The organism is Paenibacillus sp. FSL H3-0321, from assembly GCF_038002865.1.
Taxonomy (GTDB): domain Bacteria; phylum Bacillota; class Bacilli; order Paenibacillales; family Paenibacillaceae; genus Paenibacillus_AQ.
Genome location: NZ_JBBODH010000001.1, coordinates 5,321,741 through 5,339,050, shown reverse-complemented (window position 1 = coordinate 5,339,050; position 17,310 = coordinate 5,321,741). Strand labels below are relative to the sequence as shown.

The 17,310-nt window shown below is 54.9% G+C and carries 9 protein-coding genes and 1 riboswitch; of the genes, 1 reads left to right on the top strand and 8 read right to left on the bottom strand.

Annotation, left to right across the window (positions count from 1 at the left end; genetic code table 11):
- Positions 1-224: 224 nt before the first annotated feature.
- From MHI45_RS23880 to MHI45_RS23860, 5 genes are all read right to left on the bottom strand, one after another.
- On the bottom strand, positions 225-1,934 hold the full coding sequence (locus tag MHI45_RS23880) for a methyl-accepting chemotaxis protein (RefSeq protein ID WP_076110318.1): 1,710 nt from the start codon (positions 1,932-1,934) through the stop codon (positions 225-227).
- 197 nt (positions 1,935-2,131) lie between these two features.
- Entirely contained in the window at positions 2,132-2,818 is a 687-nt protein-coding gene (locus MHI45_RS23875) for an ECF transporter S component (protein ID WP_341119511.1), read from the bottom strand.
- Positions 2,791-4,521: an ABC transporter ATP-binding protein gene (locus MHI45_RS23870; RefSeq protein ID WP_076110320.1), complete on the bottom strand. Its 1,731-nt coding sequence runs from the start codon at positions 4,519-4,521 to the stop codon at positions 2,791-2,793. Before MHI45_RS23870 ends, MHI45_RS23875 begins: the two co-directional genes overlap by 28 nt.
- Positions 4,437-5,381: an energy-coupling factor transporter transmembrane component T gene (locus MHI45_RS23865; protein ID WP_076110321.1), complete on the bottom strand. Its 945-nt coding sequence runs from the start codon at positions 5,379-5,381 to the stop codon at positions 4,437-4,439. Before MHI45_RS23865 ends, MHI45_RS23870 begins: the two co-directional genes overlap by 85 nt.
- Positions 5,378-5,680: a DUF4430 domain-containing protein gene (locus MHI45_RS23860; RefSeq protein ID WP_179091725.1), complete on the bottom strand. Its 303-nt coding sequence runs from the start codon at positions 5,678-5,680 to the stop codon at positions 5,378-5,380. The genes MHI45_RS23865 and MHI45_RS23860 overlap by 4 nt, the downstream gene beginning before the upstream one ends.
- 37 nt (positions 5,681-5,717) lie before the next feature.
- Between MHI45_RS23860 and MHI45_RS23855 the strand changes: the two genes are divergently transcribed.
- Positions 5,718-6,305: a hypothetical protein gene (locus tag MHI45_RS23855; protein ID WP_076110323.1), complete on the top strand. Its 588-nt coding sequence runs from the start codon at positions 5,718-5,720 to the stop codon at positions 6,303-6,305.
- Positions 6,306-6,482: 177 nt separating this feature from the next.
- On the opposite strand, the gene MHI45_RS23850 is transcribed toward MHI45_RS23855, so the two are convergent.
- From MHI45_RS23850 to MHI45_RS23840, 3 genes are all read right to left on the bottom strand, one after another.
- A complete protein-coding gene (locus MHI45_RS23850; RefSeq protein WP_083675579.1) occupies positions 6,483-11,732 on the bottom strand; it encodes a DUF4430 domain-containing protein in 5,250 nt (1,749 codons plus the stop codon).
- Between the two features lie 262 nt (positions 11,733-11,994).
- Positions 11,995-12,194, bottom strand: a riboswitch (cobalamin riboswitch).
- A gap of 457 nt (positions 12,195-12,651) precedes the next feature.
- Positions 12,652-15,804 (bottom strand): GAP1-N2 domain-containing protein, encoded by a 3,153-nt coding sequence (locus MHI45_RS23845; RefSeq protein WP_341119506.1) that lies wholly within the window; start codon positions 15,802-15,804, stop codon positions 12,652-12,654.
- On the bottom strand, positions 15,801-17,063 hold the full coding sequence (locus tag MHI45_RS23840; protein WP_038586374.1) for a hypothetical protein: 1,263 nt from the start codon (positions 17,061-17,063) through the stop codon (positions 15,801-15,803). The genes MHI45_RS23845 and MHI45_RS23840 overlap by 4 nt, the downstream gene beginning before the upstream one ends.
- Between the last annotated feature and the right edge of the window lie 247 nt (positions 17,064-17,310).

Here is a 17,310-nt window from a genome sequence, read left to right as displayed (position 1 = left end):
GGTCCACTCCGGTCATCCGATCCGGGGCGGGCCTTTTTTTTGTTTTGCAGGATGTTCACAAAAAACACAAATCGCAATCTCAGATGTCTTTCAGTTAGCGCTGGTGAGTGGCTCCGGCGAAGAAATGAACATTCGGCCATATATAAAAAGGAGAGGCCGCCGGAACGTGAAAGTTCCGGTGGTCTCTCCTTATGTAGCCTGTATCTGCTGCTGCAGCTCTGTATTTAGAGTTTGAACTTGGCCAGTTCCTTCTGCAGGTCCTCGGCAAGTGTGGCAAGATACTGGGCAGAAAGCGACATTTCCCCCATCGCCGACAATTGTTCCTCACTGGCAGCGCTTGTATCCTGCACTTCCCCCGCGCCTTTGCGGGAAATCTCATTGGCCTGCTCCATGGCCTGTGATACAGCCTGAGATTCCTGTGAGACATGCCCGACAGCCGCTCTGATGCCCTCCGTCTGCCGGACGGCATCATTAATTGAATGCTGTATTTCCTCAAACGCCTGCGAGACCACTTCACTCTGCGCAAGACCCTCTGATACCAGTTGTGTTCCCAGTGCCATTGAATCTACCGCACTGGCGGTTTGCTGCTGAATGTCAGTTATGATTCCGGTAATCTGCAGCGAGCTTCTTCCTGTAGCCTCCGCCAGCTTGCGGATCTCTCCGGCAACAACAGCGAAGCCCCGGCCATGCTCTCCGGCTCTGGCCGCTTCGATTGACGCATTCAGCGAAAGCAGATTCGTCTGGGTGGCGACTGCATTAATGGTTGTAATAATCGTACTGATCTCCCCGGACAGATTGCCCAGATTGCTGACTATTCTCTGACTCGATGCAACACTAGAGTCAATTTCCTTCATCTGTGCAAGGATTCGCTCAACAGCTTCTGCGCCGCGGTCTGTCGAGACAGCAGCCCCGGCCATCAGTTCAGCCATCTCATTGCCGCTGCGCTCGACGGCGGCAATATCCTCCGTCATGTTCTGCACGGATGCTGTCGTGCGGCTGATGTTCTCGACCTGGACATCAAATCCCACGGCTATTTCATTCGAGGTTTCGGCGATCATTTGCGAAGCGCGTGCGGTCTGTTCTGCACTGGCACTCATTTCCTCAGACGAGGCCGACAGCATCTCCGCACTTTCCGAGACCCCTTGCATCATCACTTTCAGACTATCCAGCATCGAATTGAAGGAAAGGTTGATCTGGCCGATTTCATCCTTGGCTGTATAGGATGCAGCTACGGTCAAATCGCCCTCTTCTGCCCGCTTCATCAATCCCTGCAATTCTTTGAGCGGCTTCGTAATCAGCCGGGTGATTATAATACTGATCAGAATACAGAGAATCAAGGCGGCAGTAATCAGAATCGTGCTCACAGTTGAGGATGTCTTAGCGTCGGCTAAAGTAAGCACATTATGCTCAGCAGCATCCTCTAAAAGCAACCGGGCTGTGTCATCCAGCAGACCGACCATCAGCTTCCTAGACTCGCTAAAGGACACACCCGAGAAAATTTGATAGCCTTCAGTATTAAGATTCTGATTGGCAAGCTGAATGATATTATCGCGCTGTGTCCGGTAATCCGGCAGCAACGACATATACTCGTTGATTTTATTGTTGATTTCAGTATCCTTGAAGGCAATTAATTTCAATTGCTCCAGCAACTCATTGTTTTTTGCAATGTTTTGCTTAATCCCCTCGGTCAGCTCTTTGCTCTTGACGGTTTCCTTGGTAAGCAAAGCTTCCAGCAAAAAAGACTCAATCGACCGGTTGTTGGCCCGCAGCTCCGTAACCAGGTAAATCGGCTGCAAATTCCCGCTATAGGTCTCTTGGGATCGCTTGGCCATTTTTTGGGTGGAGGTAATGCCCGTTAGTCCTAAACCGATCAGTATAGCAACGACAATTACCACAAGCAGTGCCATTTTATATTTCACTTTCAGATGTCTCATATCCCATTCCCGCCTTTTTGTATCTTGCTGTTATCTTATTCATCGGCGAAAAAGGTCGAAATAATGATGATTAAACACGAAAAATGTCGAAATAAACAGAAAAATATCCTAATTTAACAACACTCAGACTTCTTAATGACTGAAATAACATTCCAATGTAATTTCACGCAACAGAATCCATGATATCAGCGGCATAATCATTCCTGCAGCAGCCCGTATTTCTTGCGGAACCGCTCCAGCACCTTGGTCCAGCCACCGGCCAGAATTGCCAGGAAAAATACATTGGACAGGGCATGGGCCAGATCGAAGTAAAAGCTCGAGACGTATGCGGGTAACACAAGCCCCCAGCTAAATGCATCCGGCAGGCTGATAATGTACCAGATATTCATAATCCAGCCGAACAAAAACCCCCAGATGAAGCCGAAGAGAAGCAGGCCGCCTCGTTTCTTCATCCACCAGGTATTCCTCAGCCAGCCCGCCGTCAGGCCCGCCATCCCCCAGGCAAACATCTGCCAGGGTGTCCATGGACCTTGCCCGAAATAAATATTGGATACAAGCGCGGCTACCGCCCCGATGATAAAGCCAGCCTCGGCCCCAAAGACATAAGCGGATAAAATGACAATAGCAGACACTGGCTTCACACTCGGCAACGCGGCAAAAGGAACCCGGCTGACTGCAGCGATTGCCGACAGCACGGCCAGCAGCACCAGCTCCCGCGATTCCAGCGGACGCCGCTCCAGCCGGATAAACAGCGGAAGCAATGCCGCTGCAAGCAGCACGAGGCTGAGCAGTATATAATGACGGTCCTTCAGCGCTGATGTAAGTGCCAGACCGGCCAAAAATACACCTAAAGCAATTAACAGCGGAAGCCGGAATCTTGCCATGTTCTCATCACATCCTCAAGAGTCAATGCTTGCGGCAGCAAATCCCGCACCATGCGGTTTACCACCGTTGTATAGAAATAGTTGCTGCTGAAAAACTCCGCCGGAGCTCCCTCTGCTGTAATGCTTCCGTCAAACAGCATCGCGCAGCGGGTCGCGTATTTTGCAGCAAACTCTACGTCATGCGTCACGATAATAATGCTTATGCCTTGCTCCAACAGCTGCCTTAGCAAGGCTGCCAGTCTTTCCTTCGCCCCGGGGTCCAGCCCCTTGGTCGGCTCATCCAGCAGCAGAACGCCGGGCTTCAGCAGCATTACCATGGCCAGCGCCAGCTTCTGCTGCTGGCCGCCGCTGATATCATGCGGATGGCTGTCCAGTACTTGATGAAGCTGAAATACATCCAGCAGGGCTTCTATCTCCCGTTTCTCCTCCTCAGGAGACATGCCTGCATACCGGGCCATATGCCGCAGTTCCTCCGCTACCGTGTCATAGCTGAAATAGAGCAGCGGGTTCTGGGCCAGAAGTCCGGACTTCAGCCCTTTGGCAGACTCGACCTTGCCGCGCTGCGGCTTCGCCAGCCCGCCCAGTACATGCAGCAGGGTCGATTTCCCAGCACCATTCCCGCCCATGATAGCCAGCAGCTCTCCCCGGTGCAGGGACAACGTCAGCTTGCGCAGCACCTCCGGGCCGTCCTTCTCATAACGGAAGGTGACTTCCCGGCAGCTGAGCAGGGGTGCTGCGGCATTGGCTTTGCCGGTGAAGCGTGAAGCTGCACCGTCTTGTGATGCTGTTGCACAGCCTGCGTTCACGGCTGGATGGACGCCCGCAGCAGGGTGTGAGCCGTCTGCAGGCGTTGCTGCTGCGTGTGAATGCAGCCAGCGTTTGCCCTCGCGCACCGTCAGCGGAATAGATTCCAGCGGAACGGATGAGGCCTCCGGTGACAGGGCGAGGAATAACCGCGACGCTGTCGGCAGGTAGGCCTGATGACTTGCGTTCGGTCCCTGCCCGGCTCCCCGCACGAATCCGCGGGGAGTGTCCTGGGCCTGCAGAACGCCATCCTCCAGCATCAGCACCCGGTCGGCCAGCGGCAGCACCTCCTCCAGCCTGTGCTCACTGATGATGACTGTCATTGACAGCTCCTCATTCAGCCGTTGCAAGGTCTGGATAAACTCGCGGGCAGCGACAGGATCAAGCTGTGAGGTCGGCTCGTCCAGCAGCAGCAGCTTGGGCTGAAGCAGCAGCACGGAGGCCAGATTCAGCAGCTGCTTTTGACCACCTGAGAGCTCATGCACCGATTTGTACAGCAGCGGCTCCAGCCCGAACAGCCCGGCGATTTCCGCCAGCCTGCTGCGCATGACTGATGGCGGGTAGCCCATATTTTCCATCGCAAAAGCCAGCTCATGCCATACGGTATCCATCACAATCTGCGCATCCGGATTCTGAAATACGATCCCGATATCTCCGGCTGCTGTCTCCGCAGGCAATTCCGCCAGCGGCCTCCCTTGATAGCTGATGGACCCGCTGTGCAAGCCTACCGGAGCAAGCTCCCGTTTCAGATGGCGCAGAAGTGTTGTTTTGCCGCAGCCTGAAGGACCGAGAAGCACAACGAACTCGCCCTCCTCTATCGTAAATGAGAGCTCATGGAGCGTGTCTCTCTCTGCATCGGGATACCGGAAGGAAAATCCTTCCGCCGCGATGATCGCCATAACCATTTCTCCTTTCCTTCCAGCCAGAGGGGGATTCCTACGAACAGGCAGAAGCCGGCGTACATGACCGCCTCGCCTGAGCCCCAGGCCATAGGTTTCATCCGCGGATATATCTCAAAGATGCCGTACCCCTGCAGCCAGCCAAACAGCGGAATTATGCCGCTGAGCGAGAGCAGAGCCAAGACGGTTTTGTCCTGCCGGTCAAACCTGTAAATCCCGTACACACTGCGTTTGCGGATGCCGTAGCCGCGTGCTTTCATCGAATCGGCCGTCTGCAGCGCCTCCTCCAGCGACCAGGTCAGAAGCACCTTGAGCAGGGTCATGCCGTCCCGCATTCTTTTGCGCAGCTTTCCTTTGCTTACATCAATGCCTCTGATCTGCTGAATCAGGGAAATTTGCCGCAGCCGCCGCTGAAACAATGGCACAAAACGGATCGTCATCAACGTCAGCAGGGCCGTCTTAGGCGCTACCCCTGCGAACAGGTACATGAATTTATCCGCCGTTACCGTATAGTTGTAAGAAATGAACAATATAAAAATCGTCAGCAGCACGGTCATCATCATCAGTCCGTAGAACACCGCTTCCAACGTAATCGGCTGATCCATAAAATAAAACAGGATATGCGAGCCCCGGTGCGAGAACAAAGGATTAATCACGGCCACGGAGCCGGCCATCAGCAGGTAAAAAGGCAGCCCCCGCAGCAGCTTCCGTCCCTGTCCCTGCAGCAGCAGAAGGCCAAGCAAGCCGGCAATTTCCGTTACCAGAAACAGCGGATGAAACAGCAGGGCAGCGAACAGCAGCAGCCCTGCATAGTATAGCAGGGCTACCGAAGGATGCATGGAGCGGAAGCCGCTGTTCATGGCGCTTTGGCTCCCAGATCTTTGCCCAGATCCAGGGTGTACAGCCACTCAATAGCATCTCCGGGCTGCACGGTATAGCTTCCGGCACCTTTGCCCGGAAACTCCCCGTTCACCTTGTACATCCAGCCGCTCTCTGCTCCATGGTCGAATTCATACAGATTGTCTATTCCTTCCACATAGGCGAAGCCCTTGGAGCCCTGGTATTCCATCTGTATTTTGTTCTTGCGGGTAATCCGTTTCAACAGCTCCAGCGCACTTTCGCCCTTCTCAATTTCAAAGGCTGCCGGAGCCAAAATCACGCCGTACTCCTCATTCCCTGTGATGGAGACGGTAGCTGTGCTCTCCGCAGCGGCGGGCTTCGCAGGCGCTGCCGCTTCGGACGGCGGCTGCGTAACGGCAGCCGCTGGACGCGCGGTGGCTGCGGGCTTATTCGCGCCGGCAGATGGACGCGCGGTGGCTGCGGGCTTATTCGCACCGACAGATGGACGCGCGGTGGCTGCGGGTTTGGCAGAGGACTCTGCCGGGCCCGCACTGGCGCCGCCTGCTGCGCCGGGCACCGCCGACGCCTTCGCGGGGGCTGCTCCGGCGGTACCGGCTGCCGGGCTATGCGCAGCCGGCGCCGTAGTGCCTGCAGGCACGGGACTTGTCACCGTGCCTGAAGCGGTGTCAGGCGGCGCAGATGCCGACGCCCCTTCAAGAGCCGCCGACGCCTTCGCAGAAGGCGAAGCGGTGCTGCCCGCCGGTTCTGACGGCGGGGCCGTATTCGCTGCGTCTCCGGTTTGCGGAGACGCGCTGTTATCAGGGGCGGAGCTTTGTGTAGCGGTGGTATCTGCTGCACTGTTCAGATCAGAACCGGCAGACTGCCGCTCGCCGGAAGAACAGCCGGCCAGTAGCACCACCGCCAAGAGAAGAAGCAAGGGATAAAACAACCATCGTTTGGATTGCTTGGACATTAATTTTCACACCTCCGAAAAAAGGGAAAGGAACGGAGGCTGTCCTGCTGCTCCCCCGTTCCGTTCCTATACTCTATGTTTTCTTTTGAAGCTTCAGTCCGATGAACCTGTTACTCCGCTCAATCGCCTTCTTAAAGATGGATTACACTTAAGGCAATCTTACGGCTACGACCGCCGCCATTTCTCTGGTTACGGCACTTGATGGGTCAAATCCTCCATTGAAGCCGGTCATATAACCGGACTCCGTTACCGCATGGACCGCTGACAGCGCATAGCTGCTGATCCGGCGCCCGTCTGTGAACTTCGCAGTCTGCGCCGAAGCCGCAGAACCGTTCTCCAGCTTGAACGCTCTGGAAATCATCACAGCCATATCCTCGCGGGTAATCCAGCCATTCGGATTAAAGGTTGTATCCGTAACTCCGCCTACCCATCCGAGCTCTTTCGCTTTAAGCACAGCTCCATAATACCATGTGCCGGCCTTTACGTCGCTGAATACTGGTGCAGCCGAAGCTGCAGCAGGTGTCTGATCTGTCAGTCTCAGCAGCAGCGCAGCGAATTCAGCACGGGTAATATTCTGCTTCGGTGCAAAAATCAGGCTTGATCCGCTGACGCCTTCCATCAGCTTTTGCTCATAGGCCTTGTGAACGGAGTCCAGCGCCCATGATGAAATTTTGCTCTCATCGGCAAAGGACACACTGCCGGAAGCGGCTGGCGAGATGCTGAACAGCTTCGCCTCTCCGGTCAGGAACCGGTTGTACGCAGCCAGTGCCAGCAATGCCTGTTCGGTAGCCAGGCTGTTCTCGGGCTGCCCAGCCGAATGAGCATAGCCGCCAGTGCTTTGTCTGAACGAAGCCAGATGGCTGAGAAGTCCGCCCTTAGCTTTAATAAATCTGGAGTCATTAGGACCAACTCCGGCAGCACTCAGGGCAATGATGACCTGCGCGGTGCTCTCGCTGTTTTCTGCTCCCGAGAGCTTGAAGCCGCCGCCTTCAAGCTGCTGCTGCGACAGCCAGGCGATCGCTTTATCCGCAGCCGCTTTTACCTCCGCCTGGTCATTATGGGATGAGAGTGCAGTAACCGCCATAGCGGTAATGTCCACATCATCGGTGCTGCCAGCTGTCAGCGGGAACCCGCCGTCTTTGCTTTGCAGTTCCAGGATGGACTTGATCAGCCGTTCCTTAGTCCACTGCGCATTCGCAGGTACAGCATAAGAACCGCTGTCCAGCGCAATCAGGGCAAAAATGAGGCCGTTGCTGCCCTGGCTTACCATATGGTCATTGTTATAAATTTTCTCAATCAGATTATACCCGCCAATATTCTGCGGATCACCGCCGGCAGCGGCAACAGCCAGCGCCAAACGTTCATAATCCGTAACCTTGCGGAACTCCCCTTTATTCGCGGCAAGCTGCTCCTTCACTCCGTTCAAATAAGCAGCCGGTACTGTGTGGCCGGAACGGGCGAGTCCAATCGCCTGCCAATCGCTGATCTCTTCGGCTGCCGTGATTGCCTTGGCAGTAGCTGCAATATCGCTCTTCAGCTGCTGCTGCTGCGGCTCCCATTTACTGCGGTCCACTACGGCAAAGGCCGTGAAGTGACTGACCTTTCCGGTGATCAGCCCACTTTGCGCATCCAGCGCAGCGGGAACCGGAATCCAGCGGCCGGTGCTTTCGTCAAGCCATGCCAAAGCCAGATTGGCAGGGTTTACCGCCGTAACCGGAACTGTAATCGAGAGATCTACCGGCTTCACAAATTTCGTACCATCTGGTTTGAAATCATAAAGTCCCGATACCAGCTCAGCGCGTTCTGAATTAGTCTCGCGTACGCTGATCTTCACATTGCCGGACACGGAACCGGCTGGCAGCTGCAGCTTCACTTCACCGCCGCTGTCCTGCAAGGTTGCCGCTGCACCCGGAGTGACCTCCTGCTCGAAGACAGCCACGTTTGCCGCCAGCTTTTGCTTAAGGGCAGCCGCTGCTGCTGGGGTCATTTTGGTGCTCAGGTTCGAAACAGCTGTCGTCTGTCCTACTTGATTCAGCGGAAGGGTATTATCCGGGGTGATATCCACATTCACCGTGCTGCCGCCCGTACCTGCTGCTGCACCTCCAGTGCCGGAGGAACCTCCAGCCGATCCCTTCAGATCATCTCCGCCATTAAGCGTATAACGCCAGGCTACGGCATCTCCGCTGCTCAGCTTATAACTTCCGGAACTGTAATCCGGGTAGACACCGTTTACGGAGTACATCCAGCCGCTTTTCTCACCGCGGTCTCTTTCTGCCAAGCCATCAATCGCTTTAATGTATACACTGTCTCCGCTTCCGCCGCTGACAACCTTGCTTCCAAGCTGGCGGATCAGCAGGCTGTATGCGGTCTCTCCCTCGTTCAGCGTCATCTTGGTACCAGCCAGAATGGTTCCCTTAGTAGTGTCTCCAATGACTGTGAGCGTGGCCGATGCCGTCTCAGGCACTTCTACCGAAGCTGTAACTGTCAGCGGCTGCGTGTAGCGGGCAATCTTAGGCGTCCCGCCTTCGACATAACCGGTCACGGCCAGCGTGTATGTTTTGGCAGGCAGGCCTCCCTCAAAGGTTGCAAGCCCTTGCTCATTAGCAGTGATAGTTTTATCGCCAACAGTCACCTGCACTCCCGCAGCCGGTGAAGTCACCGGATCAGAAGTATACGTGTCATTATTCCAGACCCATTTCTTCTGCGTAACCTTAGCGGTGAATGCCTCACCCTGCTTCGGCTGCGCAGGCGAAATCTGTACCGAATCTACTACCTGCGTATTTTCTCCGGCATAGTAGACAAGCACTTTGTCGGAAGTCTGCAGAATATAATCATTTAAGCCCACATCCGGATAAATCCACGCCCCGCCGCGTGATACGGCAAAGGCCCAGTAACCCTGATTGTTATAGGCTCCGTTATCGATTCCATTAATGCCCCCTACAAAGATGCCGAAGGAAGATTCCGTAACCTTTAGCGGAATGTTGTTCGCACCTGCCAGCTGCTGCAGCGCATCAAACGCGTTGTATGCTTCCAGCGTGCCTTCAGCTACCGGACCCTGTGGCCCTTCAATGGACAGATAGGAGGTTACATTGCCCGGAGCTACCTTCAGCGAATCCGTATAGCGGGCAATATTTGGTGTGGCTTCCGCAACATAACCGGTTACGGCCAGCGTGTATATTTTGCCGGACAAGCCTCCTTCAAAAACTGCAACGCCTTGGCTGTCCGTAGTGACTGTTTTACCGCCAATGGTTACCTTCACTCCGGCTGCCGGTGAAACAACCGGTTCGGAAGCAAATGTCGTGTTATTCCATACCCACTCCACCCCGGTAACGGTCACTTTAAACGTTTCTCCCGGTTTTGGCTGCGGTGGAGATACTGCAACGGAATTTACTACCTTCGTGTTGGCACCGGCAAAATAGACAAGCACCTTGTCCTGCACCTGCAGTTTGAAATCACCCATGCCTTCGCTTGGGTAGATCCATTTCCCGCCGCGCGACACCAGGAAGTTCCAATAGCCGTCATGAGTTCCGTTCTTAATCCCATTAATGCCCGACACATAACTGCCGTAGGAGGACTCCGTAATCTCCAGCGGAATATTTCCGGATGCCGTAAGCTTCTTCAATGCCGCCAGCGCGTTGGATGCTTGCAGCGCTCCCTCAGCGACCGGCCCCTCAGGTCCTTCAACCGACAGATGGACTGGTACATTCTTGGAGATTACCTTTACAGCTTGCGAATATTTAGCGATAGTTGGTGCATTGTCCGCAACATAGCCGGTTACGGTTAGCGTATAGTCTCCTGCCGGAACACCTTCGGCAAAGACCGCTTTGCCGTCTTCACCGGTTGTTGCCTTCCGGTCTCCGACCGCCACCTCCACACCAGATGCACTTGAGGTTACAGGACTCGAAATATTTGTGGCGTTGTCCCATACCCATTTTATCTGGGTAACCGTAACTGAGAAAGGCTCCTCCTCACCTGGCTGCGACGCGGACAGCGTCAGCGAATTCACCAGCTGCGTATCGTTGCCCGCATAATAAACGAGGACCCGGTCTGCTTCCTTAAGTTTAAAGTCCTTCATTCCTACATCAGGATCAATCCATGCCCCGTCCCGGGACACAGCATATTTCCAGCCATCCCAGCCGCCGTAGATTCCGGCTTGGATACCGCCGATTCCCGTCACATAGCTGCCCGATTCATTCTTAATCGGAAGGCCCTTCTGGGCTGCCACTTTCTCCAGCACCTCGAGGACATTGCCTGCGTATGCCATCCCTTCTCCCAGCGTGTTCTGCGGCCCTTCAATTACAAGGGGAACATACACTAACGGATTCGGAACCGCAGGCTTAGTGAAGTCATACAGCTTGCCGTTTCCGCCCCCGCTGTACAGGGTGTAGGCCACCAGCGCCTGCAGCCCCTGCTCTGTAGCAAAAGCATTTACATTTCCGCCCTGATTATGGGCAAACCCGCCGCCCTCTACGCTGAAGCTGAGCAGTCTGCTTATCAGATCTGCTTCACCCTTGGTGAATTCTGCTCCTTCCGGGTCTACCCCGAAGGAGGCAAGGCCGATAATGACCTGTGCCGCGCTTTCGCTGCTGCCTCCAAAGCCGCCGTTGCTGTCCTGCGCAGCAGACAGCCAGGCTACTGCTTTTTGCCCGGCAGTTGCAACCACCGGATCACTCTTATGCGCAGCAAGAGCCGTCAAAGCCATCGCCGTCATATCCGGCTCGCTTGCCCCGGAAGTCAAGGCGAACCCGCCGTCTGCATTTTGCTTGGACAGGATCTCGCTCAGCAGCGCCGCTTTGCTCCATTTGGCATCCGCCCCAATAGTATAATTGCCTGAATCCAGTGCCAGCAGCGCATAGACCGGATTGTTCAGCGTCTGGCCGCTCATTTTGTCACTGTTATAGATACGCTCAACCAGATTAAAACCCGGCTCAGAGCCGTTTCCGGCAAAATTTGCCGGATCAGCCCCCACGGCTTGTACCGCGAGCACAATCCGTGCATAATCAGTGACTGCAGCAAAGCTGCCGTTGGCCGTCCGCACTTTTTGCTCCAGCAGCCGGACATAACTTTCCGGTACTTTGTAGCCCGCCTGTGCGAGGCCAACCGCCTGCCATTCTGACGTCACACCGCTGCTGAGCATATACTCGGCAGCCGCATAGGTCGCTCCGGCAACGGTAATCTGCTGCTTCGCTGTTAATGCAGCTGCAGCCGGCTCTGCGCCAGACTCGGCTGCTGCATACACAGCAGCCGTAACACTTTCCGTTCCCCCGGACGCGGTAGCGGCAACCGCCCCGGCAAACACTTGTCCTGAAGGAACAAGCGCTGTTCCCAGAATCGAAATAACCAGCAATAAAGCCAGGCCAAGCATAAAGGACTTGGTAGAGAGAAGAGTCTTCATCATTAACCTCTTTCCGTGAATAAAATAGTTGAAGCGCAGCAGACACAAGAAGAAACGGCTGTGCTCTCCCTTTCAAAAGGACGGGGCCGTTTCTGCGAGAGAGAAGGATAACATACAGCACCAGGCTTATACTTCATCCTCATCCCTCAAAAAAACCGCCCCTGCTAAGGGCGGCCTCGGAAGAATACAAATGAAGCACGGCGGTGCTCAAGCTCCGCCACCACATCCATTTGTAATGTTCCGCATTCTTACCCCACGAAGAATAGAAACGTTCAAGAAAAAGGCAGGTCTCCTGGCTTATGCTTCACCGCTTCCCTCCGCCTTCCCGTCCTTGCTTCACAGGACAGTGGCACCCTTAAGAGTCGCTCCGCATTTACAGTGGCGGGACCGCGCCGGACTTGCACCGGCCTTCCCTTTTAAGCAAATTCTATGGATAGAATCTGCACCCTTTTCACTAGACTATCAAATTTTAATATTCATAATCATATCCACTATTCCCTTGTATGTCTATAGAAAAGCTGTTCCAATGCCGCCCGTTGCCGGCTGATCCCTTTTCGAAAGCATCAAACACACTCTTCGTTGCTCCCAACCTGTCTGCACGCAGTTCATCATTAGTAGCGGAAAAAATGCCCGCTAAGTTTTAGCTACTCCCACATTAATAAGGATTAGGCGGATTTACACCCGCTATTATTTCGCAAAACACGTCATGTGGCTCAACCGGATAATTTAGCGGTAATATTTCGTCTTATACAACTTATTCTCAATCTATAGTCCACATTAAAGGGAAATATTCCCTTTAATGGGTATAATCCGCAATAACCAACACCGGAGCTCAGTGTAAAGAAAAAAATCCTGAACGCGCATCTGCCCTGCTCTCTCCGGGCAAAACATGCGGTTCAGGATTTTGTCTGTTTATATCGCTTTACTCGGGAGCATCGGTTGCTGTTCCGCCATCATCCGTAGGCGTTGGAGTCGCAGTTGCAGTTGCAGTAGGCTGGGCACTCGGTGTAGGGGCTGCCGTAAGTGCTGGATCCGACTGCAGAGTCAGCTTGTAATCGCCTGCGATGATCATGTTGCCCTCGGCCAGCTTAGCCCCCGGTTCCAGATCCACAGTGACTTGGTACGAAGCTCCCCCGGTCACGCCCGGCGAAGGCGCGGATGACACAGCCGGGGTCGCGCCGGCTTCTGTTCCGGCGTCCGCGTTACCCGTCGCGTCGACTTTCGTTCCGGCGTTCGCGTTCCCCGTTGCGTCGACTTCCGTTCCGGCGTTCGCGTTACCCGTCGCGCCGGCTTCCGTTCCGGCGTTCGCGTTACCCGTCGCGCCGGCTTCCGTTCCGGCGTTCGTGGTCCCGGTCGCGCCGGCTTCTGTTCCGGCATCCGCGTTCCCTGTCGCGCCGGCTTCTGCTCCGGCTGACGCATCCGGCGTTGCCGTTCCACTGCTGCCGTTCAAGCCGGCGGCTCCCGCATCCGGCGACGGAGCGAGGCATCGGCTCGACGTCGCCGTGACCTTGTAGACCTCCGGATCCCCACCGGAGGCTGCTACACTGATCTCCGCCGGAGTAAAGGCGGTGCATTCTTCAGCGTCAGCAAAGGTGAACACCAGTCTGCTGCCCGTGCCTTCTCCGCTGCCGCTAAGATACACGGCAGCAGGCGGCTGGCCGCCGCCCGGTGCTGCGCTGCCCTCCGGCAGAGCCGTGTCCGGGCTGTCCGGCCGCAGCAGGCTGATGGCGATAATGACGCCAATCAGTACGATCCCCAGAATGGAGCCGGAGATCAGGAGTTGAAATCGGCTGCGGCTAACCCACCGCGCCAGCGGCGAAGCCAGCTGGGAGCGGGCTTCGTTATATACATTTTGCAGAGCAGGCCCGGCAGCGGAGACATAACTTTTGCGGAAATCCCTGCTCTTGAAGGCTTCACGGTCGCTGTTCAGGAAATACTTTAGAATCGCCCGGCGGTAGCCCGGGTACAGCTTCTTCTTCGACACCGTGAACAGCCGGTTGTTCTGTGACCAGGCCAGGAAACGGTATACCGTTTCTTTGTCGCCGTCCGCTTTGCGCTTCACCAGATCCAGCAGCGCGTCATAATCCAGCGGGCCGCTCTCGCGGTCACTATTGTGATAGAAAGCGAGCGGCAAGCGCTCGAACGGCTCTACACTTCGCGATTCCTTCAGCCACCGCCGTCCGAGCAGCTGTACATCATCCAGCTCCTTTGGTGACAATCCGGCAAAAAGTTCCTCATCCGGATTCTCCTCCCCGAACCAGCGGTAGGCAGCGCGCAGCGCATTGGATTTTTGCCTGCTGATGGAATCAAGCGGCGGCTGCCAATCCGCCGTATTCCGGTAGCGCAGGAACGAAATCTCCAGCAGCTGCTCCTGTGTCAGCTCGCTGAGCGATACACGGTTCAGCAGAAAGCGGTCCGCTGCCGCCATCAGCTCCTTCAGCAGCGAAAGCGCCTCAGGGTTGAACCCGCTGCCTCTGCGGCGCTCTTTTTCCGCCTTCTCTACAGAGTCGTGAATCGAGGCCACCGCCGCAACCGGATCTTTGTCACGCTGCAGCTTCTCCAGCAAATAATCGCTGATTGTATCACGGACAAACGACTGCTGCAGCGCCTCCGGAAGAAACCGGCCCCAGTGGGCGACAAACCGTAAAATGTCAGACGATTGGGCTGCGGCAGCCAAACGGGATTCCATATACGGTTCCAGCAGCGCCTTGCGGAAAATAGGCTGGGCCAGCACTCTTTTGAAAAAGGCTGCACTCAGCTCGTCATTGCTCTCAATGATAGTGTAAGCCACCGCCAATGTATCGTCCCGGTCCGCTGACCGGGCATTCAGCATGCCGTTGATGAAATAATCGACCACTTTGACCCGGTAATTATGTCCCTTCAGCACAAAATACTCCATAAAACGCTCCATAATCTCCGGCTGTGGAATCCCCTTTTGGCGGATCAGGTCATACTCGCGGTCGAAGCGCTCCAGGAACATATCGTTCAGCCGTACCCGGGACTCCAGCGCCCCCTCTGGCTTGAGGTAGGACAGCAGGCCGCTGAGCACAGCATTTTTGTTCTCCGTGTACAAGCTTTCATTGCCCTGCTCAATCTCATAAAAAACCGCCAGCTCATTATAGAGCGCCAACTGCAGCTTGCGGTCCACGTGCTCACCGGGCAGCAGCGAATCGGCAAACCGGGCAAAGTCATCTAAACTGCCCTTGTTCTTCAGCGTTTTCCATACCAGATCGGCATAAGGCTGCTGCGAATCACCGAAATCGGCATTCAGGGTCCGGCCTGAAGCCAGATCGAAGATGAAATCCTTCTCGATACTGCGGTCTCCGGGGCGGAGCGAGCCTTTTTCTACAAAGGTAAGATCAATATATTTGCGGCTTTTTGGCTCGTTTGCATAGGTGAGTACCCCTAGCCTGCGGCGGAAATCATACGGCAAAGCCCCGTAAATAATCTCCGTAAGCTCCAGCGCCCGCTGCGACAGCTCTGCGATGGGAACATCGAGGGCAACATAACTTTTTTTCTTGCTTGCCACAGAGATCATGACCGCCTGCAGCAGCGCCTTGAACAATGCTTCGCTGAACCCGAGACTGCGCAGCACCGTTAGCGGATCAGCCTGTCCTTCACGCTGTAGGGCCGGAATATCGGCCAGCTCCGGCAAGGTTCCTCCAGGCTCACCTTCATAGCTCCCGGCAAAATCGGCATGCAGCCAATCCCCATAGCCCTGAATAATTTCCTCGGCGCGTGTCGGAGGCACTACAAAGTTATGGGCAAAAAAAGCACTCCGCTGCCCGGTAAAGTCAGTCGCCTGATAGCGGCTTTGCCCGATCACCGTGTCGTTTGTTTCCGTATGGAATAAATGCAGCGCGGCCGGATACAGCTCCTCATTTTTTTCGCCGCGCGCCGCCAGCTCAGCCGGGGCATCATAAAGGCAGAAAGGATGAATGATTTTTTTGACAAAATTATTGTCCAGGCTCTCCGACTTCGCTACAGTATCGAATCCTTCGGTTGCCCGGTATACGCCCCGCCGCTCGCGGGTATACATTTGCTGGGTGATCCTGGACCCTGAGAATCTGTTCACGGCCCGTCGCTCCCCTCAATATAGTTCAGCTTATGCAGCAACCAGATAAACGGCTCGTCCACACGGATCGGGCTGACGACACCCTCTATCTTTTGGTTGACCGGATTGCTGCCCAGCGCGGAGACGGCAAAATACCCCGTATTGGCAAAATACACATCCATCGTATCTTTGAACGGACGGTCTACCTTGCCGATAAAGCGGCGGATTTCACCGTCGATGTTCTGGAATTCATCCAGGTTCAGCGTGTTGCGGTGCACATAATTGTTGAATACATTGCTGTTGGACTTGATGTAGTCGCCATCTTCATCCTTCAGCGAATGCAGCATGTCGCTTTTGGCAAGCACGACGGCCGTAGGGATGTCGGTCTTGCTCTTCTCCTGGTAGGCGATGAAATCGCCGAACATCGTCAGCACCACATCACGCGGCTCATCATACTGCGAGACCCATTCTCCGGGACGGTCGCCGTAATTAATCTTGATCTTCTCCCGGATGGAGCGGATCTGCAGCGGATCGACCATGAACAGGATTCCCGCGGAGTTCTTGATATGCTGGCCGTGCAGCCCAAGGTAATCCTGATCGACCATGCCTTCACCGGCAACATCGAAGAACACCAGTGTCAGCGGCGGCTTCTCTTCATCCTTGAACACAAATTGAAAAATAAACGGCTCCTGCATCTTCTCCTTCTGTGTCGAGGCCAGCAAATCGCCGCGCTCAAACAGCGGTTCTTCGTACAGGGTGCGGAACTTGCGGCTGATTTCGGCATTCAGCGGCATGCAGGCCGCGTCGAAATGCCCAGCAGTCGTATGCTGCAGCGTATGGATCAGCGAGGTCATGTACACCGACTTCCCGACCTGAGAGGCACCGATGATCGAGATAATGTTGCTCGGCACCTTGCCTGCGGTCACAGGGAGCTCATTATGGCAGGACGGGCACAGCCGTCTGCGCGTAAGCACACCATAGCGGTCGGTGAGACCGGTCAGCACATGATCAGTATAGTGGTGATATTCCTCGGGAATATCAGCCGGATTAAGCACGGCCTCCATATCATCGACAGTATCGAGGCCGAAACGCTCACGGTATTTATTCAGCGCATCATCTTCGCCGAGCGCATAATTCTCATCATCCTCACGGCTGTGCATAGCCCGAAAAACAACGTCCTCCGGCGAAAACTTGGTGAAGCAGTACGGACAGACAATATCATAAAAAAGCGGCCGCGCCTGCGGCTGATTTTTCTTCTTAAATCGGCTGAAAAAAGACATCTCTCATCCTCCTAAAAGTTCTGTCTGCATAACTTGTTAGTAAGTGCCTACAGAACTAAGTTCCAACAATTTGATCTACTATGACCTGCTGTAGTCTAATCTACTGTAACTGTTTCGCTTTACTTTACTCTATTCTTCTCTTCTCTTCTCTTCTCTTCTCTTCTCTTCTCTGCCTCGCTCTGCGTCCGCATGTAGCTTAATGATAACTGCACTTTGTACAGCTATATCAACGCTCAGACCCACCGCT

Excerpts from the sequence above, each read along its gene's own strand:
- MHI45_RS23880 (WP_076110318.1), bottom strand. The coding sequence starts at position 1,934 with ATGAGACATCTGAAAGTGAAATATAAAATGGCACTGCTTGTGGTAATT.
- MHI45_RS23875 (WP_341119511.1), bottom strand. The coding sequence starts at position 2,818 with ATGGCAAGATTCCGGCTTCCGCTGTTAATTGCTTTAGGTGTATTTTTG.
- MHI45_RS23870 (WP_076110320.1), bottom strand. The coding sequence starts at position 4,521 with ATGGCGATCATCGCGGCGGAAGGATTTTCCTTCCGGTATCCCGATGCA.
- MHI45_RS23865 (WP_076110321.1), bottom strand. The coding sequence starts at position 5,381 with ATGAACAGCGGCTTCCGCTCCATGCATCCTTCGGTAGCCCTGCTATAC.
- MHI45_RS23850 (WP_083675579.1), bottom strand. The coding sequence starts at position 11,732 with ATGATGAAGACTCTTCTCTCTACCAAGTCCTTTATGCTTGGCCTGGCT.
- MHI45_RS23840 (WP_038586374.1), bottom strand. The coding sequence starts at position 17,063 with ATGTCTTTTTTCAGCCGATTTAAGAAGAAAAATCAGCCGCAGGCGCGG.